The 23,302-nt window shown below is 52.5% G+C and carries 16 protein-coding genes and 1 pseudogene; 2 read left to right on the top strand and 15 right to left on the bottom strand.

Translation table 11 applies throughout. The annotated features are described in order from the left end of the window. Positions 1-8: 8 nt before the first annotated feature. The 7 genes and pseudogenes from NI000_RS09310 to NI000_RS09280 form a co-directional block, all read right to left on the bottom strand. The gene (locus NI000_RS09310) at positions 9-1,640 is read right to left on the bottom strand and encodes a (2,3-dihydroxybenzoyl)adenylate synthase (protein ID WP_253409816.1); all 1,632 of its coding nucleotides are present in this window, start codon (positions 1,638-1,640) and stop codon (positions 9-11) included. After that, the gene (gene dhbC, locus NI000_RS09305) at positions 1,640-2,899 is read right to left on the bottom strand and encodes an isochorismate synthase DhbC (RefSeq protein ID WP_253410186.1); all 1,260 of its coding nucleotides are present in this window, start codon (positions 2,897-2,899) and stop codon (positions 1,640-1,642) included. Before dhbC ends, NI000_RS09310 begins: the two co-directional genes overlap by 1 nt. A gap of 28 nt (positions 2,900-2,927) precedes the next feature. After that, positions 2,928-3,734 carry a 2,3-dihydro-2,3-dihydroxybenzoate dehydrogenase gene (locus NI000_RS09300; RefSeq protein WP_253409814.1) on the bottom strand — a complete coding sequence of 269 codons (807 nt, stop codon included), beginning with the start codon at positions 3,732-3,734 and terminating at the stop codon, positions 2,928-2,930. A 53-nt stretch (positions 3,735-3,787) separates the two neighbouring features. Next, entirely contained in the window at positions 3,788-4,648 is an 861-nt protein-coding gene (locus NI000_RS09295; RefSeq protein ID WP_253410184.1) for an alpha/beta hydrolase, read from the bottom strand. 67 nt (positions 4,649-4,715) lie between these two features. Then, positions 4,716-5,732: an ABC transporter substrate-binding protein gene (locus tag NI000_RS09290; RefSeq protein WP_253409813.1), complete on the bottom strand. Its 1,017-nt coding sequence runs from the start codon at positions 5,730-5,732 to the stop codon at positions 4,716-4,718. Positions 5,733-5,780: 48 nt separating this feature from the next. Next, positions 5,781-7,001 (bottom strand): helix-turn-helix domain-containing protein, encoded by a 1,221-nt coding sequence (locus NI000_RS09285; RefSeq protein WP_253409811.1) that lies wholly within the window; start codon positions 6,999-7,001, stop codon positions 5,781-5,783. A gap of 230 nt (positions 7,002-7,231) precedes the next feature. After that, a pseudogene (locus NI000_RS09280) lies at positions 7,232-10,678 on the bottom strand (amino acid adenylation domain-containing protein); the annotation flags it as partial. Between the two features lie 258 nt (positions 10,679-10,936). Here NI000_RS09280 and NI000_RS09275 point away from each other — a divergent pair. Then, on the top strand, positions 10,937-11,788 hold the full coding sequence (locus tag NI000_RS09275) for an amidohydrolase family protein (protein ID WP_253409808.1): 852 nt from the start codon (positions 10,937-10,939) through the stop codon (positions 11,786-11,788). Positions 11,789-11,820: 32 nt separating this feature from the next. Here NI000_RS09275 and NI000_RS09270 read toward each other — a convergent pair whose 3' ends face one another. From NI000_RS09270 to NI000_RS09245, 6 genes are all read right to left on the bottom strand, one after another. Next, positions 11,821-12,522 carry an expansin EXLX1 family cellulose-binding protein gene (locus NI000_RS09270; RefSeq protein WP_253410182.1) on the bottom strand — a complete coding sequence of 234 codons (702 nt, stop codon included), beginning with the start codon at positions 12,520-12,522 and terminating at the stop codon, positions 11,821-11,823. A 95-nt stretch (positions 12,523-12,617) separates the two neighbouring features. Continuing rightward, a complete protein-coding gene (locus NI000_RS09265; RefSeq protein WP_253409806.1) occupies positions 12,618-14,168 on the bottom strand; it encodes an ABC transporter substrate-binding protein in 1,551 nt (516 codons plus the stop codon). Between the two features lie 45 nt (positions 14,169-14,213). Beyond that, complete coding sequence (locus tag NI000_RS09260; protein ID WP_309247880.1) at positions 14,214-14,924, bottom strand: carbohydrate ABC transporter permease; 711 nt, start codon at positions 14,922-14,924, stop codon at positions 14,214-14,216. A gap of 210 nt (positions 14,925-15,134) precedes the next feature. Next, complete coding sequence (locus NI000_RS09255; RefSeq protein ID WP_253409805.1) at positions 15,135-16,064, bottom strand: ABC transporter permease; 930 nt, start codon at positions 16,062-16,064, stop codon at positions 15,135-15,137. Positions 16,065-16,203: 139 nt separating this feature from the next. Continuing rightward, positions 16,204-17,814, bottom strand: a complete 1,611-nt coding sequence (locus NI000_RS09250; RefSeq protein ID WP_253409803.1) for a helix-turn-helix domain-containing protein — start codon at positions 17,812-17,814, stop codon at positions 16,204-16,206. Further along, a complete protein-coding gene (locus tag NI000_RS09245) occupies positions 17,807-19,441 on the bottom strand; it encodes a sensor histidine kinase (RefSeq protein WP_253409801.1) in 1,635 nt (544 codons plus the stop codon). Before NI000_RS09245 ends, NI000_RS09250 begins: the two co-directional genes overlap by 8 nt. Before the next feature lie 410 nt (positions 19,442-19,851). Here NI000_RS09245 and NI000_RS09240 point away from each other — a divergent pair, with 410 nt between their 5' ends. Then, positions 19,852-21,297, top strand: coding sequence for a cellulase family glycosylhydrolase (locus tag NI000_RS09240; protein ID WP_375540959.1), 1,446 nt, complete (start codon positions 19,852-19,854; stop codon positions 21,295-21,297). Between the two features lie 103 nt (positions 21,298-21,400). On the opposite strand, the gene NI000_RS09235 is transcribed toward NI000_RS09240, so the two are convergent. After that, on the bottom strand, positions 21,401-22,054 hold the full coding sequence (locus tag NI000_RS09235) for a DJ-1/PfpI family protein (RefSeq protein ID WP_253409799.1): 654 nt from the start codon (positions 22,052-22,054) through the stop codon (positions 21,401-21,403). 211 nt (positions 22,055-22,265) lie between these two features. Then, positions 22,266-23,171, bottom strand: a complete 906-nt coding sequence (locus tag NI000_RS09230; protein WP_253409797.1) for a chitosanase — start codon at positions 23,169-23,171, stop codon at positions 22,266-22,268. Positions 23,172-23,302 lie beyond the last annotated feature (131 nt).

Here is a 23,302-nt window from a genome sequence, read left to right as displayed (position 1 = left end):
TTCTCACGTTATTTTATCGGAGGCGCAGCTAAAGCCTGCTGCTTCTGTTCTATTAGTTCGCGCAGCGCCTTCTTGCTAATCTTGCCGACCCCGGTCCGGGGGAACGACTCCATAAATTCTACCCGGTCCGGGATTTTGTAAGCGGCCAGCCCCCGCTCCCTCAGGAACGCTTTGAGCTCGGCCGGGGTAGGCGCCGGTGAATACGGTACGATAAAGGCGCAGCTGCGCTCGCCAAGAAAAGCGTCGGGCATCGAAACGACGGCGGCGTCATGCACGCCCGGATGCGCGAGGAGATGGTTCTCGACCTCCTCCGCCGCCACCTTATCGCCGCCGCGGTTGATCTGGTCTTTGGCCCGGCCCTCGACGACAAGATAGCCTTCAGGCGTCATTCTGGCCATATCCCCCGTGCGGTAGAAGCCGTCGGCCGTAAACGCTCTGGCGTTGTGTTCTTCGGCTTTGTAGTAGCCGCGGATCGTATAGGGCCCCCGCGTCAGCAGATGCCCGACCTGACCGGGAGCGACCTCTTCATCCTCGTCATCCACGATGCGGATCTCATCATAAGGCGACATCGGTCTGCCCTGCGTATTCACCAGAATCTCCTCGGGATCGTCCGGCCGGGTATAGTTGACCAGCCCTTCCGCCATCCCGAACACTTGCTGCAACGTGCAGCCCAAAATCGGCTTCACCTTACGGGCGGCCTCCGCGCTGAACTTGGCCCCGCCGACCTGCAGCAGCCGAAGCGACGAGAGGTCGCTGCGGCGCGACTCGGCAGCGTCCAGCCATACGAGAGCCAGCGGAGGCACGACGGCGGTGATCGTGACGCGTTCCCGCTCGATGAGAGGGAACGCCTCGTCCGGGCTGGAGCCGCGGGACAGCACGACGCGTCCGCCCGCGTAGAGCGTGCCCAGCACGCCCGGGGAGCTCAGCGGATAATTGTGGGCCGTGGGAAGCACGGCAAGATAGATGCTCTGCTCGTCGAGAGCGCACACTTCGGCACTCATCCGCAAGCTGTAGATATAATCGTCGTGCGTGCGCGGAATCAGCTTCGGCAGCCCGGTGCTGCCGCCGGACAGCTGGAGAAACGCCACATCCCCGGAGCTTGGCTCCGGCAAATCGGGCAGCGGATCGGCATACAGGTCGCGCAGCGCCGTAAACTTCCCGGGATCGCCGGCTACAATGACATGACGCAGCGTCGGTACCTGCTCCTGTACTTGCACCGCCAGCTCCCGATAATCGAAGCCTGCCTCGACATCCGGAATAATATAAGCATTCGCATTTGTAAACTCGGAAAAATAAACGATCTCACTTCTGCGATGAAGCGGAAGTGCGAATACCGGCAGCGCGCCCAGCCGAAACAGCGCAAAGCACACCTCGATAAACTCCGCGATATTCGGAAGCTGCAAAATCACCTTGTCGTCCTGCCGAATGCCGAGCTTGTAAAATCCGGCGGCCAACCGGTCGACTCTCGCATCCAGCTCGGCGTAGCTGATCCGGCTCGTTCCGCTGACGACCGCGATGCGATCCCCATAAGCGGCGGCGCGCCCGCGCAGCATCTCGCCGAACGTCTCGCCCTGCCAGCAGCCGGTCTCCTGGTAAAAATCCGCCATCTCTTGCGGCCATGTAGGGTATTGCGAACGCATCATTTATCCCCCCTTACGGCTGCCGGCTGCGGCTGATTGAGACCCATGGCCTGCAGCAGCGTCCGGAATTTGGCAGACGTTTCCGCCAGCTCGGCCTGCGGGCTCGATCCCTCGACGATCCCCGCGCCCGCGAACAGCCGCAGCTCGCGACCTTCCACCTCAGCGCAGCGAATCGTCACGATCCATTCCCCGTCGCCGTTCGCATCGCACCAGCCGACCGCTCCCGTGAAGAAGCCCCGGTCGAACGGCTCGCTATCGCGAATCGTTTCCCGCGCCAAATCGGTCGGCGTCCCGCAAATCGCCGGTGTCGGGTGCAGCGCCAAAGCCAGCTCCAGCGACGATACCCAAGGATCGGACAGCTCTCCGGTAACGACCGTGGACAGATGCCACATCGTGGAGGTCTGTACGAGCGAAGGCTCGCTCGGTACGTCCAAGCGGCTGCAATAGGGGCGCAGCGCGTCGGCGACGGCTTCGATCACGACCGCATGCTCATGCCGGTCCTTGGCCGAAGCGAGCAGCGCCTCCGCCCTCCGCCGATCCTCGACCGGATCGCTGCTGCGGGGTGCGGAGCCTGCGAGCGGATTCGCCTTCAGCCGCCCTCCCGTTCTCGTCACAAGCAGCTCCGGGCTGGCGCCGATCAGCGTTCGCGGCTCCTGACCGTTCGGTTCATCCGGAGTCCAAGCGGCCCGGGTTTCTCCCGGGGCCAAGTTCACCGCAAACGTATAGCCGTGCGGATTATGCCGGGCCAAGTTGCGGAGAAGCCGGCGGACATCGACCTTCACAGGCAGCGTCAGATGCAAGGTTCTCCCAAGAACGACCTTGCGGAGGTCCCCCTTCTGAAAACGCGCCAACGCCCGGCTCACGCTCTGCTCGTAGACTTCCGGCGCCGGCACGGGGCGCAGCTTATAGTCCGAGGCGTCGGGCTGCCTTTCCGCATCCTCGCCGTTAAGCTGCAGTTTGCCGGCCCACCGGGCGGACTGCGGTACAATCAGCTCCGCAGGCTTCGCAGGATCGAAGGGGATCGCTCCCACGACAACGGAAGGCGCCCCTCCGGAAAATTGCGTGCGGGCCAGCAGCTCGGCCACCTGCTGCGGCAAGCTTTTGAGCCGATCCGCGCCTCCCTGCACGGACAGCCTGGCCGCCTCTCCTTTCGCCAGCAGCGTACGCTGCGGCGAGGCCAGGAAAAACGACGAGCCGGCTTCGTACATATCGATAAGTTCGGAAGCCCATGCGGCAGGAACCGTTTCCAGGTTCACCATGTCCATCATTCCTCTCTTTAGAATGAAATTATTTTCCTAAGGTTGCACCGCCATCGATGCACAAATCGCTCATCGTAATATGACCCGCCCGATCGGACACGAGAAAAACGACCGCATCCGCAATATCGGAGGGTCTGGCCAGCTTCCCGAGCGGAATGCCCAGCCGGAACGACTCCGGCGAGCCCGCGATGACCGCCTGCTCCCCGGATTCATCCGTCCACAGCAGACGCTGCATCGCCGTATCGGTCGAGCCCGGCGAGACGATATTGCAGCGGATATTGTGCCGGGCGTGCTCCAGCCCCAGACATTTGGTAAACACCGTCGACGCCGCCTTGGAGGCCGCATAAGCCGCCATATGCATGCGCGGTACCCCGGCCGCATTCGACCCTACGGTCACGATCGCCCCGGATCGGCGGAGAGCCATGCGTCGAACGACGGCGCGGGATACGTAAAACACGCCTTTCGTGTTGATGGCAAATGTCGCCTCCCAGTCCTCGTCGCTGTACGATTCGATAGCGCCCATCCGGAGCACCCCGGCGACATTGACAAGAATGCCGATGGGCCCAAGCTCCCGCTCGATGCGCTCCACTGCGTCCTCTACCGCCGAGCTGTCGCTGACGTCCGCCGGATAAGCCGCAGCCCGATAGCCCTGAGCATTCAGCTCCGCTGCAAGGCTGCCCAGCCCGTCCGCATTGCGGTCTACGACGGCCACGGAAGCCCCGAGCTCAGCCAGCGCACGCGCTACGGCTTCTCCGATGCCTTGGGCCGCTCCGGTGACGAGCGCGACTTTTCCTTTGATTCCAAGCTCCACCTCTTCATCTCCGTCCTTTCCCATAATCTCGTTGTCTTTGCTTCCCCTGTATCCCCTTCCCGAAAACTCAGCCGCCGTCACGGCTTCGGCCGAAGCGCCAGCCGCAAAGCCCGGCTGATCAGCACGGGCAGTACCGATACGTGCCCCTCGCCTTCAAACTCCTTATATTCCACATCCAATCCGCGTCCAGACAATGCTGCCAGCCGCTCCGAGAGCGCCAGCGCACGGCTGCAATTGCGCGAGACGTGCGTCTTCTCCAGCTCGCCTACGCCGAGCAGCAGCTCGATCCGATTGGCCGCAGGCTGCCATCCTCCCGCAAATTCCCGCTCCGCCTCAAGCAGAAACGGCTCGTTCCAGTGAAGCGAAGGGCTGCCTGCGATATAGCTTTGAAACGCATGCGGCTTCGCAAACAGCGCATACAGCACAAATAACCCGCCGAGCGAATGTCCGAAAATCGTCTGTCTGCTGCGGTCCACTGGAAACTCGCCTTCGATTTGCGGCTTTAATTCCTCCTCGATGAATTTCAGGAAATGAGCGGCTCCGCCTTGCTCGGGAAGCGGCGTGCTGTCCGCTCTGTTCAAATATTCCTTCGTAGGCGCCGGCGTCAGATCGTAAAACCGCTCCGGCGCGAACGGTCCGTCCACCGGATACCCGATCCCGACAATAACCGCCGGGACGATCCCGGTTTTGTCCGGCCGCCGGCTTTGCAGCCGCACGGCTTCCACCATCGTGCCGAATACCGAATTCGCATCCAGCAAATAAATGACCGGAAATCCGGCAGGAGGCGGTGCCTCCGGAGGCTTCGCCACGAGGATCTGGTACCTCCGGTGATGATCGCGCGATTTCATGATCCACTGCTCCGCCCACGAAATATCGACTTTGCTGCGCGCGAGGTCTTTCAGCGTTACTTCGCTTTGTTCGTTCGGCTTGAACGCCACTATGCTTCCATCTCCTTCAATGCTTACGCTCTGAACCGCCACGCTTCCGTTCATCGGCGAATTCCGCTTATTTGACCAAATGCTTGACCGTATCGTCTATAATTTTCTCGTAAGCGATCAGGCCGTTCCCGAGCCAGTATTTATCGCTCACCTCGAACACCTGTCCCTGCTTGACGGCAGGCATCGCCTTCCAAATCGGGCTGTCCGTTATTTCTTTGATCCGCTCCGTGCCCTGACCATATTGATTGATGATGAAAATATAGTCCACATCCAGCTGAGGAAGAATTTCCAGGGAAATGGCGGCGCTATTCTCCTTCTCCACCAGCTTGGGCTTGCCCAGACCAAGCTTCTGGTATAGGACCTGCCCGCTCATGTAGTTCCCGCCCATCAGGCTCACACCCCTGGCTGCGAAGCGGATGACCGCCACCTTTTTCCCTTTTGCGGCTTGATCCAGCTTCTCCTTGGCTTCCTGCACTTTCTGGCGATACGCTTTGAGCGCTTGCTCCGCTTCCGCCGTTTTGCCGAGCAGGCTCCCCAGAGTCGCAAGCGATTTCTCCACATCGCCGGAGGCATTCGTAAAAGCGTACGTCGGCGCAACCTTGGCGTACTTCTCATAATTGCCGTTGCCCGAATAGCTGTTATTTTGCAAAATGATCAAATCGGGATTATAAGCCATCAGCACCTCGGGAGACGGAGGGCCGCCCGAGAAATCGAGCCGGGGAACGCCGCTCAGCTCCTGCTGCAAATAATCTTGTCCTTGCGAACCGCTTGACCATTGGGCGATCGGCTTGATCCCCAGCTTCAACAAGGAGTCTTCCAGATACGGGGCAAAAACCCGCTTCGGCGCGGCAGGCACCTTGACCTCATGACCCAGCTCGTCCTTGACGACCTGTTCTTGGGCAGGAGCCTGGCTTTTACCGTCTGCGGCAGCGCTTTTGTCGTTTGTATTGGCCTCCGGCGCAGGGGCTGCTCCCTTGTTCGCCGTGCCGCAGCCGGCCAGCAGTCCACCCGCCACGACGAGACACAGCAAGACGGACATCGGCAACCTGCCGGCCAGTCTTAATCGATGAAGCATGTAACGCATGGTATCTCTCCTTCGTTGATAATAATTCTCATTCACGAGGATTATACATCATGGTCCGAAGCGGGCACCATGGACGCTATCCTGTAATGAATTTGGACAATTCCCTGTAAACAAGAGCTGCGCTTCATCCAGCATCCGCGCAACGGACACGGCGGAATACTCGAACCAGGGGTCCGAGGAAATCAAGTGCACCTGCCCGTTTCGGACGGCTTTGAGCTGACGCCATGCCGCCGAATGCTGGAGCGCGAGCCAATACGCCCGCGAAGCGGCCTCGGGACATACGAGGAGCAGCAGACGGTCGGGGTTCAGCTCCGCAAGCCGTTCCATCGTAAGCGGCAGGTGGCCGGACGGCTCTGCCCGGTAAACCAAGTTCAGCTTTAAATCCCGGCACAGCACATCCTCCATGCCGCGGTTGCAATAAGCATGGAGACCTTGCCCGAAAATACGCAAAACCAGAATAGTGTCGTCACCGAGCGCTTCGCCGATGTGCGTCCGGGCCAGCTCCGCCCGCCGTTCGTACCCGGCGATCCACTGCTCCGCCTTGTCCCCTTGCTCCAGGAACCGGGCGATCAGGCGAAGCTGCTCCCGCCAACCGTCCCGCTCCGCCGAAACGAAGAAAGACGGCGCGATGTCCTCCAGCTTTCGTTTCTCGTCCTCGCCGAGCCGGTCGGTACCGATAATCGCGTCGGGGCGCGCCTGCACAAGCGTCCCCAAATTTTCCTCGAACGACCAGCTTGTATAAGGGTCCGTCAGCTTGAGGGGTCGCTTGATCCGCTCTTTATAGGCGTTATAGTAATAAGGAGTCCACTTGGAATCGAGCGGCGCGGCCGCCGGCATAATATTCAGCGCCAGCAGTTGGCCGGTGACCGAGGAAGAGCATGCGGCGATTTGCTGCCTGGCTTTTTTGACATAGTCGGAGGGAGATACGCCCACCTCCTTCTTGAATTTTCGGCTGAAATAAAACTCGTCCTTGTACCCTACCTTCTGGGCGATTTCTCGCAGCCGCTCCTCCGATTCCATCAAATAACGCTTGGCCCGGGTAATCCGGAGGTCCGTCAAATAATCCATCGCGCTCTGACCGTAGGTTTTCTTGAATAGATCTACAAAATATTTGGGGGTAATATTGGCCATCTGTGCCAACTGTCCGATGGACAAAGGCTCGTTGTAGTGCTCATTCATAAACTCGCGGATTTCAATCAGGCTTTTCTTCGGACTTCGGCTCCTCGCAGACGTGGTTCGTTCCCTCGGCAGCCTTTCTTTTTGAAGCATGATAGCCCTCCTCCCGGTATCCACATGATGACTTCGCGATAATGATAATCATTATCAGTAAGGTATCATATCCCTTTATTTCCAGTCAATCCCGTTCAAGAAAAACTATGCTTCGTATCCTTCTCTCAGCACGTTAATAAAAAAATGACCGAAGAACAAGCAACGTTGTTTCGAACCGTTGCCTTTCTCCAGTCAGGCTTATTCAACTCCAACGACTACTTTGGGGACAGTCAGGATTTTCCGTATTCCGCACATGCCGCCTCGTGAAACGCCGCCCGGACTTCCTCTACGTCAATCTTGTAGCTGCAGCGAATGGAGAAAATGAAGCCATCGGCGTAAGACGCGGCGATGCAGTTAAACAGCGAATAAATCGGCAGCGGATTCGGCTGCTTCACGACGGTATTGTCGTATTGGCTTTCCTGCAAATGCTCTTTGGTGCTGTTGCCCAAATAATTAAACATGAACAGATCGAGGTGCTCATACTGCTCCCCAAACTGTACGAGCTCTTTGGTTCGGTCCCAATTGCCACGGCAAGCGGGATCGGTAAGCAGATGCATAAAATTGATGTTGCGGTCCTTCAGAAGATCTAGCCGGGTTCTTACGGTACGAAGCATCTCGTCTTGATGCAGCCTCGCATCGATCAAGAGAGGCACGAAATCGATAAATTCCCCGACCGTATTATAGTACGAAGCATCTTCGTACCTTCGTCCGTCATATAAGAACAGCAAAGGCAGATGATTCGTCTCCAAATAGGTTTGCAGCCCCTTGGTGTAGACGGAAAGCGCAGCCCCCAAAGAATGCTCCTTCGCCGGAATATTGACGTTAAACAGCAAAGCTTCGTCGCTCGTCCGATGCGCCAGCCGATGCAGGATGTCCCGTTTGCTCCGTTGAAATGTCTCCAGCTCAAAGGCCGAGACCAGCTCTTGCTCTGTAATGCCTTGGGGGCCGCGCTGAATTTGGTGCACATACTGAGCAAACGGCTTCACTTCCTCCGAAGGCGGCGCTTGGCCCTGCAGCAGGCTTCTGTAGCAAGAGACCATCTGCCGCTCGATGACTTCCGTGGTCACCCGGTCGCAAAGGACATGATGCAGGAGCCCGATGACATCATGCTCGCGCAGATTTCGTTTCAGCACAACGATATGATATAAAATCTGCTCCCCGCCATACCGGGTGTTTTCTACGAAATTCTGGAGCATGTCCATAAACGGACCGCTCGGACCGCGGTCCGAAATGTCGATGAAGCTAAGCTTCGGCGGGCGTGTAGAAGGAAGCGCGTATTCCTTCCAGCCAACGCACGGCTCCCCTTGAACGGGAACGCTTCTCAGCTGGCTCTGGCTTTGTATGAGCCATGCGTAAGCCTTGTCCAGCAGCTCGTAATCCACATACTCGTCCAGCTTGAAGAAAACCAGACTAGGGGGCGTGTGGAACTTAATTTGCATCTGTTGTATCGCCCCGAGCGGGTATTCGTGCGTCACTTGCCCCGTTTTGACCCAGCGGTCCGTTTGATTGTAATCGTCTTGAAGCTGCCCGCGAATCGCTTCGGCCTCATCCGCTTCCATCCTTTGTAAACCGAGACGGCGGCAAAAGACCTCTTCGTCGATCGCTTGGTTCGGGTCCGCTTCGATTCTATGATGCAGAGGCACGATATAATGGGGCAGGAGCGTTCTGGCCACATTGCCGTTCATCATCCGGACGAGCCTTTCAACGCGCTCCGCATGTGCAGCATCGCTGTAAAGAACGTAAATCTCTTTCGTTTCGTGAAGAAAATCGCGTACTTGGTACGAGACCAGCTCGTATACGCCCCCCGTTTCCCGGTGCAGCCAGGAGATCAGCTCTTCTTTCGTTTCGATAAGATGTTCCTGCTCCTTGGCCGATTGAAGGTAACCGGCCAGCGCCCGGATCGAATTATAGTGATAAATATCGGTTAAGGTAACGTAATATCCCGCTTTCTCCATTTCCGACATCAAAGCCAACGCTTTCAGCGAATGTCCGCCGAGATCGAAGAAGCCGTCCAAGACGCTGATGTTCGGAACGCCCAGTACCTCCTGCCAAATTTTCGCGAGCTTGGCTTCCAGCTCCGTCGCGGGAGCGGCGTGTTCGGCGCCGGTTTGCAGTCTTTCTTCCGGAGCCGGCAGCGCCTTGCGGTCCACCTTGCCGTTGATGGTGAGCGGGATCCGTTCCAGCTGCACGAAGCAGGACGGGATCATGTAGTCCGGCAGCTCTTGCGCCAGAGCGCTTCGCGCCTCGCTTGCGGTGAACGCGCGGTCCGCCACAAAGTAGGCGCATAACTGCTTCTGCCCGCTCTCGTCCTCTCTGGCGACCACGACGGCTTCCCGGATCGCTTCCACTTTCGCGAGCTGCGACTCGATCTCGCCCGGCTCGATCCGGTATCCGCGAATTTTCACCTGCCCGTCGATCCGGCCTTTGTATTCCAGCGTGCCGTCGGAACGCCACCGGACCAAATCACCCGTGCGGTAACAGCGCTCTCCCGGCCGATACGGGCTATCGACGAACTTCTCCGCCGTCAGCTCGGGAAGGTTCAAATACCCGCGCGCAACGCCGTCCCCGCCGACGAGAAGCTCGCCCCATGCTCCAACGGGCAGCAGCTTCAACGAACGGTCCGTTACATAGGCTGTCGAGTAACTGATCGGACGGCCGATCGGCACCGGTTCCGCCTGCACGCCGACGATCGGATGCGTCGTAGAGAACGTCGTGTTTTCCGTCGGGCCGTAAGCGTTCACAACAACGAGCCCGGGGTTATCGCGCAGCACGAGATTGACGTGCGGTACCGATAGGACATCGCCCCCGACAAGCAGCGTTTGCAGGCCGTCGAAGAGCGTGCTGTCCTGCTGAGACAATTGATTAAAAAGCGGCGAGGTGAGCCACATCGTCGTAATCCCGTAACGCCGGATCGCCTCCTTCAATTTTGCCGCGTTCAAGATGACCTCGTTATTCACGAGATAAAGCCGTCCGCCATTCAGCAGCGCTCCCCAAATCTCGAACGTGGAGGCATCAAAAACGATAGCGCCCGTCTGCAAAATTCGCGTCGTTTCATCCAGTGCGACGTAGTTGCAGTTTTTCACCAGCCGGACGACGCTGCGATGCTCGACCATCACGCCTTTCGGCTTGCCGGTCGAGCCCGATGTATAGATGACATACGCCAAATGATTCGGCCCCGCTGCGGGCTCGATATTCGATCCGTCCCTGTCGTACGCTTGCGGATCATCCAAACTTACCGTTTTCCCGCCAAAGTCCGGATGTGCCGATAACCCGCCCCGGGTGAGCAAAATGTTAGCGCCCGAGTCGTCCAGCATATAGTGGATGCGTTCCGCCGGGTAACCGGGATCGATCGGCACGTACGCGCCGCCGGCTTTCAAGATGCCGAGGATGCCCACGATCAGGTCCAAGGAACGCTCAATCATGATGCAGACCGGTTGATCCGGCCGCACTCCTTCCGCCCGCAAGGTCCAGGCCAACCGGTTAGCCCGCTCGTTCAGTTCGGCATACGTCAGCTGCCGGTCCTCGAATACAAGAGCCGTTTGGTCCGGGGTGCGCTCCGCCTGCTCCTCGAACAGTTGAAAGATCGTCTTTTCCCGCGGGTCATTGGCCTTGCTGCCGTTCCGCCGCAGCAATAGCGCCTTCTCCTGCATCGTTACTACCTCCCGTTCATCTATCTTCCATTTGCGGACGAGTGCCGATAACGAAATGACATTCGTATATCATACAAGATTGTTATTTATTTACTCTTTCATTTCTACTTGTAAGATTAACACTGTTGTTCCTTTTTTGTCCAACGAAGCGCGCACCCCATCATTCTTCCGATAATTGGATCCCGGCCACCGAATACAGCCCGGAACATGTCCGACCATGACCCGATAAAATTCCCGATTCCGATGAATGTGCTCGAACAGGAAAACCTGAGGGGAGCAAGGCTTATGTCACATGTTTTCTTCAAAGGCGGCACCTTGATTGACGGGAATGGCGGCGTTATGGAAGATTCGGGGGTTTTGATCCACGATGACGAAATTGCCCAGATCGGGAAAGCTTCCGAGGCAAATCTGCCTCCAGACACGCTTGTGCAGGAGATTGGCGGGAAAGTGATCATGCCCGGACTGATTGACGCTCATGTGCACCTGGTCGGCGTCAGGACGCCTAACCCGATTTCCGCTTCGTTTACCCCTCCCGAGCTGCTTGTGGGACGGGCGCTGAACGATACGAAAAAATTAATCGAGGCAGGATTTACAAGTGTCAGGGACGTGGGCAGTCATGTCGCTCTGCACGTACGCAATCTCATTGCGGAAGGCGAATATGAAGGACCAAGAATTAAAGCGTCGTATAAGCTGCTTAGCCAAACGGGCGGACACGGAGATCTGCATATGCTGCCTCCGGAGTTTAATTCTTACGGATATATTTGCGACGGGGTGGCGGAATGCCGAAAAGCGGCGCGGACCATGTTCCGTGAAGGCGCCGATTTTATCAAGGTATGCGCTTCGGGAGGCGTATTGTCCGAAAAGGACGATCCTCGTTCGCCCCAGTTTACCCTCGATGTGTTGGAAGCGATTGTTTACGAGGCAGGCGCGGTGGGCTCCTATGTCGCTGCCATGCTCGACCGAGATGTTATCCTTGTTCCTACGATGACCATTACCAGCCTTCTGGTTGCGCACGGTTCGCGCATGGGTTTGCCTGAATCGACCTTGCGGAAAGCCCAACTGCTGAAACAAGTTCATACTCAAAACCTGCAAAAGGCCTACCGGGCCGGCGTCAAAATTGCAACGGGTAAGCGTTAGTGTCCTTGGGGTCTCGGAGCTATGAAGATAAGTCAGTCGGGAAACTGGGCATTCCCGGGAACCATATAGGAGCCAGACCCATGCTCGGGAAGGCCGGGGATCGTATCTATGACGCTTATTCCCCGGATATCCGTGATTCTGATCTTCAACGGTTGAGTACCCAATTGCTGCGTGCTGACAAAGTGATTGTAGGGAGCTTTCGGCAGATCGATCCAAGTACCGTTCTTGTTAACTTCGAACCTCATTACGGGATATTTGTGATTTCTCACTTGAATGGCCGCCCACCATTGGCTGCTGCCTTCTTTGATTCGGTACGTAAAATTCCCGGAGATCGGAGCTTTGACGACCTTCCACTGAATGTTGATTTTACCGGCGCTCATGTCTCCGATTTTAGAAAATGCGTTTGGGCTTATATCGAGCGCTCCCGGCGCCGCTTCCGGGTACAGGTCTGTTACATACACGACGGTTTTCCCTTTGGGACCTGTCACTTCTAAGTAAGCGCCCGCGAGCGCGGCCTGTACGCCGTTGTAATTGTAATCCGTAGGGTTCAATGCCGTAATTTCCATATCGGGCGGAATCGGATCAAGCAGCGCGGCCCCGCCGGAATACCCTGAACCGGTATAGGTGGCATAGGAGCTGCGAACATCATTCCAGCCGGCAAAAGCCGAAACTGTAGATAATACCAAAGCGGATACCAAAGCGATAGTAAGTGACAGCCATGATTTTCTCCTCATCTGCATAGCTAAAAACCTCCCATCAATGATATGTTACGCTAAAAAGAGCGGCCGACGGTTTATCCTCACCTCCTCTTAGGTTCAAAAATACAGTATTACTTCTTGCTTGCGAGGAACGCATCGAGCTGTTTTTGCTTTTCGGCCTGTATTTTGTCTAAACCGGCCGCTTTCAGCTTCTCCGTATATTTCGGAAGCGTTTTTTCAGGATCTACGGAACCCGTATCGAGAGCGGGGTCGTACTCTTTGCCGACATTCACGAGCGCCGCAACTTCCGTTTTAACGGGCTCGGCATTAAAGGTGAAACCAAGGCCGGGGGATTTTTTTGCATCCTTGTTGAATTCTTTGAATTTATCCCATTTTTGCGGATCTTCGGTATCCCAGATATAGTTTAGGAACTGATTGCCAAACATCCACGAAGCCCCGGGGCTGTAATTCTTTGTGGCGTCCGTCGCCTTGATCGTATTGTCGGAAACTTTCCGGTAATGCACGCCTTCGATTCCAAAGTTGAGCAGATTGTTCAACTCTTTGTCCGTATGCAGCAAGTTGATGAACATCATGGCCCGCACCGGATCGTCCGACGTGGTCGAAATTCCCAGCATAGAGCCTGCGGTTTCTCCTGTCGATACGGTTTTGGCCGTCATTTCGATTTGCTTCAGCTTCCCCTGCAGGTTAATCCCGTTGGCCATCTCGGCATCTTTCCCCGGTTTTAAAGGAGAAACGATCATAAACACGTTCCCTGCCTTTAAAGCGTCTCCGGTGCCAAGCGAAGTCGTGGCCGCATCTTTGTTGATGAAGCCTTTTTTCATATAATCACGCGTCATTTTCAAGGTTTCTTTATACCGATCAAGCTCGCTTGTTTTCACTACCTTCGTACTGTCCTGATCCTTCAGTATGACGCAGGGAATGGTAGCGTCGCCAAGAGCGTCGGTTTGGGCAAAGTAATGCGCGTTGAACGTATCTCCTTGTCTCAGAAACAGCGGAATCATATCGGGCCTTTTCTCCTTGACGGCATATAAAATAGGCTCAAGATCCTGAATTGTCTTGACGCGGGTCATATCCAGGCCCATCTCTTTGGCAATATCGGAACGATATATGACTCCGCCCTGAGCAGCTAATTCCTTATTTGTCGGCACGGCGTAATTTTTACCGTTAATTTTCGCTCCTTCCAGGAACATGGGACTTAAGGTGTCGAGAACGCCTTGGCCGTACTTTTTTAGCAAATTTCCATAGTTGTCGAGTCCGTCGTCATTCAGCGGGAGAAACGCGCCCTTGGACACATTGACGGCATGCCCGTTCCACTGGGCGGTAAACAGGATGTCAAACTTTTCGCGGGACGCAATCATCAGATTGGATTTGTTATCCCATTGTCCCCAGTCGATCGGCATCAGTTCGATCGAAGCATTTATTTTGGACTGCAAAATTTTGTTCAAGGCCTCTTCGACTTTGGCTTGATCCGGTTGAGGGCTTCCCGGGTACACCATTTTCAATTTATATGGCTTCTGGCCCATCGCGGATTGACTGTCGCCTTTCGAAGGGCTGCCGGCCTCATTCATACTGCCTTTATCACCGCTGCATCCGGTCAGGGTTAAAGTGAAAAATAAGAAGAACGCGAATAACCCAAGAACGTTTCTTCGCCATGCTTTCATGGAATAAAACCTCCGTTTAGCTAAATTGCTTTAGGCCAGCACCGCTCACCCTTTTACAGCACCTACCGTCAACCCTTTGACAAAATATTTTTGGAAAAAGGGGTACGCGAACACAATGGGGCCGATGCCTAACACCGCCATTGCCATGCGCACGGTCTCCGTTGGAAGCTGAAGAGCTCCCGATTGATTGATCGCGTGCAGGGCTTGCGTGTTAGAGTTTAGGAATTGGATATCGAGCATGGTTTTATACATTAAATACTGCAGATTGACATTTTTACTGCCGGTTATAAAGACCAGGCTCGTAAACCAATCGTTCCAGTAATTTAAAGTCTGAAACAAGGCAACGGTAGCGAGGACGGGTAAAGAAAGCGGCAAAATGATTTGCACAAATACTCGAAACTCGCCGGCTCCGTCAATTTTAGCCGACTCCATCAGCGCCGGCGGTATCGTGTTGGAAAAGAACGTTCGCAGCATCAGCACAAAAAACGCGGATACCAGCAATGGAAAAATCAGAGCGGTCAACGTATTTTTCAGATTCAGCATTTGGGTATAGACCAAATACCAGGGAACAAGTCCGCCATTAAACAGCATCGTGAAAAACATAAAGAAAGAGAATACGTTTTTGTGCGGAAAATCGTTGCGTGAAATCGGGTAAGCGTACATCGCCATGATGATCACGCTGATGATCGTCCCGACTGCCGTAACAAAGATGGAAACTCCAAACGACCGCAAAATTTGTTCCCAGTCCTTGAACAAAAATTGATACGCCGAAAGACTGAATGATTCCGGTATAAAATTATAACCGTTTATTAACACAGCCTTCTCGTCGGAGAATGACACGATGATCACGAGCAGAAGCGGCAAAATGCATACTGCCGTATGAAACCAGAAAAACAGATTAATTATAATGTTAGCGGTGTTTGAAATGTCATTTGGCCTACGCCTGTTCACCCAAAATCACCCTTCTTAAAATAATGCATTCTCTTTGCTGATCCGTCGTACAATCAGGTTAGAACCAAGGACCAGAATAAATCCTATGACCGATTGAAATAACCCCGCTGCAGATGACATCCCGATATCCCCCATGGACAAAAATGTTTGATAGACGTAGGTATCAATGACCTGTGTCGAAGGATAGAGTGCCCCCGCGTTCCGTGTAACTTGAAAGAACAATCCGAAGTCGGCATAAAAAATTTTTCCGATTTGTAATAAGGTCATGACGATCATAGCAGGTGCAATGAGAGGAATCGTAATTTTTTTGATCTGCTGCCACTTAGAGGCGCCGTCAATCAGCGCGGCTTCGTAGTATTCGTTGTCAATTCCCAGCATGGCCGCCATGTAGATTACCGTATAATAGCCGATGTTTTTCCAAACGTTTACAATCGGTAAAATCAAGGGCCAGTATTTCGGCTCAGAATACCACTCGATTGATTCAATTCCCAATTTTGGAAAAATGACCGTGTTCAAGAAACCGTGGTCTTGCCCAAGAAAAGCATAAACCAAATAGCTCACAACGATCATAGACAAGAAAAACGGAAGGAACATCGTGCTCTGATGGAATTTGGACAGAAACCTGCTGCGCATTTCGTTGAACATATTAGCGAATGCTACGGCAATAAGGAGATTCAGAACAATAAATACGGCGTTATAACAGATTGTATTTCGGGTAATGATCCAAGCGGCTTCTGTGGAAAATAAAAACTTGAAATTTTGAAAGCCAATCCATGGGCTTTGAAGAATCCCTTTGGCGTAGTTAATGTTCTTGAAAGCGATGATCACGCCGAACATTGGAATATAGTTGTTCACAATCAGAACAAGACCCGCGGGCAGCATCATGAGATAGAAAACCCAATAGGCGCGGACTGTCTTACAAAACGCGGGAATCGATTCAGGCATTGTCCAAACATGCCCTCCTCTTGGCCGAATTGCTCATATCATTGCTCATGGTTCTGTCCCCCCTAGTCGGTTAGTTGCTACTTATTATCACAGATATGTAATATTCAGGTCTATCCGATATGTAGCTTTTTGAGCATCATTATGACTTGTTGGTTTGGAATTTTTTTCGGTATTCTTGCGGGGAAATGCCGGTGACCCTCTTGAACATTTTGGCAAAATGCGAGAAGTGGCTGTAACCGATAACTTCCGCTACGCTGCTGATTTTACGATCCGATTCGATGAGCAGCTTCTGCGCTTTGTCCATTCTGATCTTGAGCATATATTCAGATAGCGATAGCCCCGTTTCCTTCTTAAAGAGACGGGACAAATAAGCCGGGTTCAAGTGGACGAAATGTGCAATATCGTCCCTGCTCACTTCCTCATGCAGATGATCGTTCATATATTTCTGGACTTTAGCGACGACAGCGGAAATATCCTGATGATGCCTGCTCATATACTCGATGCCGGTCGATATAACCCGAATCGCCCAACTGCGAAGTTGATTGAGCGACCGGGTAGCGGCGGCAATATCCTGCAGTTCGTCATGAGGGAACATATTCTGAACCGACAAGCCCTTCTTATGACCCACATGATATACCATATGAATTAGACCGTAACACAAAGCTTGCAAGGTTTCCGAACGCGCCGCGCCTTGCTGCATCCGATCTGTAAGTTCATCAATGCGCAGAAGCAGCTCGTCCAGTTTGCCAAGCTCATACAGTAAAAACCAGTCGGTGATTGAAGGAGCCGCCGGCAAGAGACTCCCAGGTAATTCGTCGCGAAGCTGATGCAGCACGCAATTGATCTTGACCACATTATCCCGTTCCATTCTAAGCAGAGTGCCCACCACCTGATTGATTTCGGTAACAGGCGTCTTTTCCCCGATATAACACGATAAGCTGCAGTGAAAGAACCGGTTGCAGGCCTGAATGTAGTCGCAACACCTCGCGCCCAATTCCATGGGAACAGGAGTGCTATCTTGCACATAGTGGAGCACCAGATGAAAACCATTTTGATCCAGTATGACGCAACCGGAATGCTCTTGAAGAATCATTTCCGCACCCGCTTTGCGCAAAGCGTAACCCATGATTTCCTCGTCTCTTGCGTTCAAATCTTCCTTCCATTGTTCCACGCTGATCAGAACGGGAATCACCAGGCTTTGTGCGTTCAGCGGAATGCCGTACATCTCGAACGCCGCCTGCAGCCGTTCTTGCGTCAAGGGGATTTTGCCGGCCAACACATCTTGCCAAAACCGCTCTACAAGAATAGGCAGTTGATTTAACCAATGCTTGTAATAGGTTTCGTACGTTTTATTGAAATCCAGCAGCTCCCGCTCCGATTGAATTTGATGAATCGCCTTAGCGACGATTTCCTTCAATTGACTATGATCCACAGGCTTTAACAAGTAATTAAAGCTTCCAAGCTGGATCGCTTTCTGCGCATAATCGAAATTGGCGTGGCCTGTCAAAAAAACGGTTTCTGTAAAGGGAGATTGCTCCTTAACCCATTCCTGCAACTTCAAGCCGTTGGCATCAGGCATTTCTATGTCGGAAATTAATACGTCAATAGGGCAGGCCGTCAATATATGCTTGGCTTCTTCCGCACAGTAAGCCTCAAAAATTTGCCCGATGGGCAGATCGGACCAATCGATCCCTTGCGTGATGCCTTTTACAGCGAATTTCTCGTCATCCACGACAAGTAAGTTAAACACCCGAATCATCTCCATGTCCAAAATGTTGAAGAGGAAAGCGAATTTTAATTTCAGCCCCCATGTGCTCCCGGTTTGCAAAATGGATTTTGACCGCCCCGGAGCTCATTCCAAGCCGGCGCATCACGTTCCAAATCCCCAAATGCTCCTCTCCGGATTTCTCCGCATAGCACCCGGAATTCAACTCATGCAGCATCTCTGGCGCAAATCCTTTCCCGTTGTCGGAAACCGTGACAATAAAGTAATGTTCCGGGTCATCCGGGTCGGGGAGCGCTTCGATTTCCACATAAAACCGGTCTTGATCCATTCGGTAGCCGTGAATCACCGCATTTTCCACAAACGGCTGCACGGTCAACGGCGGCAACGGATACTGACGATACGCTTCTTCGACTCGTATGGCAAACGTCAAATTGTCGGGATATCTCATGACCTGGATTTCCAAGTAATTGAAAATGTGCTGAAGTTCGTCTCCTAGCGATATGGACGTGCGGTTGGTGCGTATGAGATTGCGGAAATAGTCGGCCAAATGAAGCGACATTTTTTGCACGGATTTGTGGTCTTTTAAGGCGGCTAGATTGTAGATGATATTCAAGCAATTCATGTAAAAGTGGGGATTGATTTGCACCTGAAGATGTTTGAACTCGGCTTGCTGCACCCTTATTTTTTCTTCGTATACGGAAATTTTCAAATGCTCAATTTGCCTAGCCATATCGTTAAACGTCGACATCAGGTACGCAAATTCGGTGGAGTGGCTTTCATTCAGACGGACATCGAATTGACCACGGCCGATTTTTCTCATCCCCTGAATGAGCTGAGCCATCGGCTTAAAAAAAATTTTTTGCAGGAAAGCAAGATATAACGCAAGTACCAAGGCAACTCCTAAGGGGAGAACATAAATGGCCTTTTGCAAATAAGGCAGATTCTGCAAAATGTTCGTCTCAGCTACTACAACCAGGTAACGAATACTCGCATACTGTGACGATCTTCCGACCACCAAGTATTTCTTGTTATTCGTGTCGTCTCGTACGGTTTGATATACCTGGTGATCGGGGGTAAGCTGGCTTTCAATCACAGCATAAGTTTGAATCGGCAAAGCATGGCTCGTCAACGGTTGTCCGTCGTCCGTAACGATGACCGTTCCGCCGCCTTCCCCCACATCCCACGTGCCAAGCGGCTTCGCCAAGCTGTTCAAATCTATAAGACAGCCTGCATACATATCGGAACCTAAATCTTTCATCTGTGCTACGAAATAAGAATCTTTCGATTCGATTAGTCTCCAGCTGCCCTGATGAGGCGCCGTTCGACTCGAACTTAAGGCTTGCGAAACATATTTCTGCACCGTTTCATAGCGTTCGTGGAAACGCCCGTTCTCCTGCGTAACGATGAGCAGATCATCATTGGACTTGGCGTAAACGAAAAAAGTGTTGATCAAGCTGTAATATCCGATGTCCTGGATAAGTTTGTTGTACACTTTTTGTTTGGCCAAAATGTAGTCGTCCTTAAAGGATTTATAAGCCTGCATCGAAACAATATCCGGGTCGCTCTCCATGCGGTAGAAATAGTACTCGAATTCCTTCAACGCATTATCGGTAACACTTACATAATGAGCGAGCATTTTGCTGTAATTCATGGAAACTTGATCGCGAACTACATTTATCGAATACACGTTATTGTAAAAAAGAAAAAATACAAGCGGAGCCACAACCAAAATGAATCCGCTTACAACTTTGAATTTGACGGAATTTTTGAAGTTCATGGTATGACACCTCAGCATGACGGAACAGTTTTTATACCGATATTATACAATTCGTAAGGTTTTCGCTCTAGCATTTTCAATGTAAGCTTAACACTTTTGTTACTTTTTTGCCCAATTATGCGTGGTCGTTTGGAAACAAGTCATGAAAGTGTCAACGATATCACGCCATGGATAGATGTCCTCTTGCCGAGTCGGTAAAATAAAAACAAATTTAAGGGAGGGAGGTACTTTGACCAGCCGCACGACAACAAGGAGAGAAAAAATGATGAGGAGGTAATGTTAATATGCTGAAAAGAATGGTTTCGTTGCTATGCGCATTTCTTGTCGCTGTCATGCTGTACGTGAATTTCGTTCCGGCAAGCGCGGCAACGGCCGAAGCAAGTACGATCGTCGCCCAAAACGGTCAACTGAGCGTTTCCGGAAGCCAGTTGGTGAACCGGGCGGGACAGGCCGTCCGATTAAAGGGGATGAGTTCCCATGGGCTGCAGTGGTTTGGACAGTTTGTGAACAAAGACAGCATCAAATGGTTGAGAGACAATTGGGGAATCAACGTATTTCGTGCGGCGCTCTATACGGGTGGTCAAGACGGTTATATTAAAAATCCTTCGCTGCAAAAAAACAAGGTGAAAGAGGCCGTTCAAGCCGCGATTGATCTTGGCATCTATGTCATCATCGACTGGCATGTACTGGAAGAAAGAGATCCGAACGTCTATAAACAAGAAGCAAAAGATTTTTTCCGGGAGATGGCCTCATTGTACCATAGTTACCCGAACGTGATTTATGAAATCTGCAACGAGCCGAATGGAAGTAACGTCACGTGGAATGGCAGTATAAAGCCTTATGCGGAGGAAGTCATCCCGGTCATCCGCTCCATTGATCCGGACAGCACCATTATCGTTGGAACCGGAACATGGAGTCAGGATGTGCACCATGCGGCGGACAATCCGCTCTCTTACAATAACGTTATGTATACCGTGCATTTCTATGCCGGTACTCACGGTCAATGGCTGAGAGACCGCATAGACTATGCGAGAAGCAAAGGTATAGCCGTGTTCGTTACAGAGTGGGGAACGAGTGACGCTTCCGGCGATGGCGGCCCTTTCCTTCCGGAGTCGCAGCAATGGATTGACTTTATGGATAGCCGAAACTTAAGCTGGATCAACTGGTCGTTATGCGATAAAGCTGAAGCCTCTGCTGCCCTACTGCCTGGCGCAAGTCCGTACGGAGGATGGTCCGATGCGCAATTATCGCCCTCCGGCAAGTTTGTCAAAAGTAAAATGAACCCAGCACCGCCCGGCGACGGCATCATTTCCGGCAAAACCTACAAACTGATTAATGTTGGGAGCGGGAAAGCTCTGGATGTAGCCGCTGGCAGTAACGATGACGGTGCGAATGTACAGATCTGGGAAGATAACGGCTCTGGCGCTCAGCGATGGGTGATTACCGATGTAGGTGGCGGACTGTATAAAGCGGTTAAAGAATATACCAATAAAGCTTTGGATGCGGCCGGGAGTTGGAATGGTGCGAATGCCCAAATATGGAATTACGGCGGCGGCGCCAATCAGAAGTGGCGCATTGTAGATGTAGGCGGCGCCTACAAATTAATCGACAGCAATAGTGGCAGAGCACTGGATGTAAATGCCGGCGGGACCGCGAATGGCACGAACGTTCAAATTTGGGACGATAATGGTTCGAACGCTCAAAAGTGGAATCTGTATAAATTAAATTAAACTAGGAGAGCACATTCCCTGTAATTGAAAAAGCCTGCATCGTTTATTGATAAGCGATAGCAGGCTTCCTCATTGAAACGACGCCCATGCCGATACCCGTACCTTATCCGGGATCTTGCTCCGAAAGCTCTTGAAGCACCCCTCTTACCCGCTCAACCAGCGGAGCCGGGGCTTTCTTTAACGAACCCGTATCAAACGGAGGCTGAGGATCGTATTCCAAGATTAATTGGACCGCTTTACTCGTATCTTCCCCGAACTCCCATGCCACTAATTGAAGCGCCATATCGATACCGGAGGAGACGCCAGCCGCCGTTACGATTTGACCATGGCGAACCACTCTCTCGTCTGTCGGAATGGCTCCAAGCGAACGGAGCAGGTCGAAGGAACCCCAATGGCAAGTAGCCGTCGCTCCGTTCAACAAGCCTGCAGCGCTCAATATCAGAGAACCGTTACAAACCGACGTAGTCCATTTCGCGGTCCCGTGGATTTGGCGAATCCACTCCAGCGTTTCTTCGTCGTTCATTGGCGTTTTATAGTTAGGCGGACTGCAACCGGGAACGACAAGAATATCGGCTGAAGTCATTTCGTCAAAGCTGTAGTCGGCATGCAAATACCCCATTTTGGAGTCCATTTGGATGATCCCTTTTTTCTTGCCGATAAACTTCACGTTACATTTCATGGTGGCGGAAAATACTTCATACGGACCAATGGCATCCAATGCTGTGATTCCATCGTAAAGCATGATTGCGACTTCCATAATATCTCTCCCTTAACCTTAATTTACTGCAAATGAAATATACCATACATATGTAGGGTATGTCTGTGTCGGCGCTATGAATCCCGTATAGCTCTAAAGAGCTAATAAAACCGAGTGACGCTCTCCAAGCTGGAGGCCACAACTGTGAAAACGAAAAAGACGGCCGCAAAATGCGACCGTCCTTTCGAACGAACATTTAAAAAGAAAAAGATCACTTCATTTCCCAGTCCGTGACTTTAGCAATCTCGGAATCGACGTTCTTCAGATTCATTTTTCCCATGTCCACGAGAGTGTCCCATTGTTTTACGCGGTTTTTACCGTTAGGCGGCTTGTTGTATTTGTTGGTATCCACAACCAAGGTACGTTTGGCATGGAAATTCTTCATGAAGGTTTTCTCGTTCGAGCTGCTGCCGGAACGGGCGAGCAGGCCTTGAAGCGTATTCGAGCCGCCGGTAGCGCCTTGATTCAGCGCCGTATCGACAAACGATCCGATCGTCACCGCACTGGTAAAGCCGCGCTGGCGCGCTTGTTCAACGCTGTACCGGATATACACGTTATAGAATGTTTCCCACATCGCTTTTCTCCAAGCCGGATCGTTTTGAAGCTTTTTAATCTTGCCGCAGAAAACCTTCTCACTATCTTTAATTTCCAGAATCGAGCCTTTCATTTTTCCGTTAATGCCAAGGCGCTTCAATGCGCCTTCGGCCGACGGGTTGCTGGCTCCTTTGGCAGCGTCATAGGCTTTGAAGAGTTCCGGGCCATCGGGATGGGTATCTCTGGAGCCTCCTGTGGTAGCGCCGAAAAGACCGATCGTATACCCGCGCTCATCTTTAATGTTTTCGCAATACCCGTAGTATTCGATCCAGTTCAAATCGTCCTGCTCCGGTTTATTGATAAGCTTCATGATGTTGTTCCACTGCTCGCCATCGAGCCCCGTATTATTGCGAAGAAATTGCAGGGTTTCCGGGGAGAAATTATCGTCAGGAGAGGCTGCGGCTGCTTTGGATGGCTCGAACAAAGCGGTTACGCCAAACAAGGAAGCCAGTAAGGTAAAACAAAGTAAGGTTAACAAAATTTTGTCCCGGCTTTTGGATGGTCTAGCATTGGACATATGCATGTAATCCCTCCTAAAAATGTTGACCGCATGAATAAACAACAGGCTGCTGCTTGCCGATTTACAGGCAATTTAAATCTAATTATCTTCTCCTTTCCCCTCAATATATATAAGCGTTTATACTTTTGTACATC

Source organism: Paenibacillus tyrphae, from assembly GCF_024158745.1.
GTDB lineage: Bacteria > Bacillota > Bacilli > Paenibacillales > NBRC-103111 > Paenibacillus_G > Paenibacillus_G tyrfis_A.
Note: the sequence above shows the minus strand (reverse complement) of the source record. Positions and strands in the feature narration are given on the sequence as shown.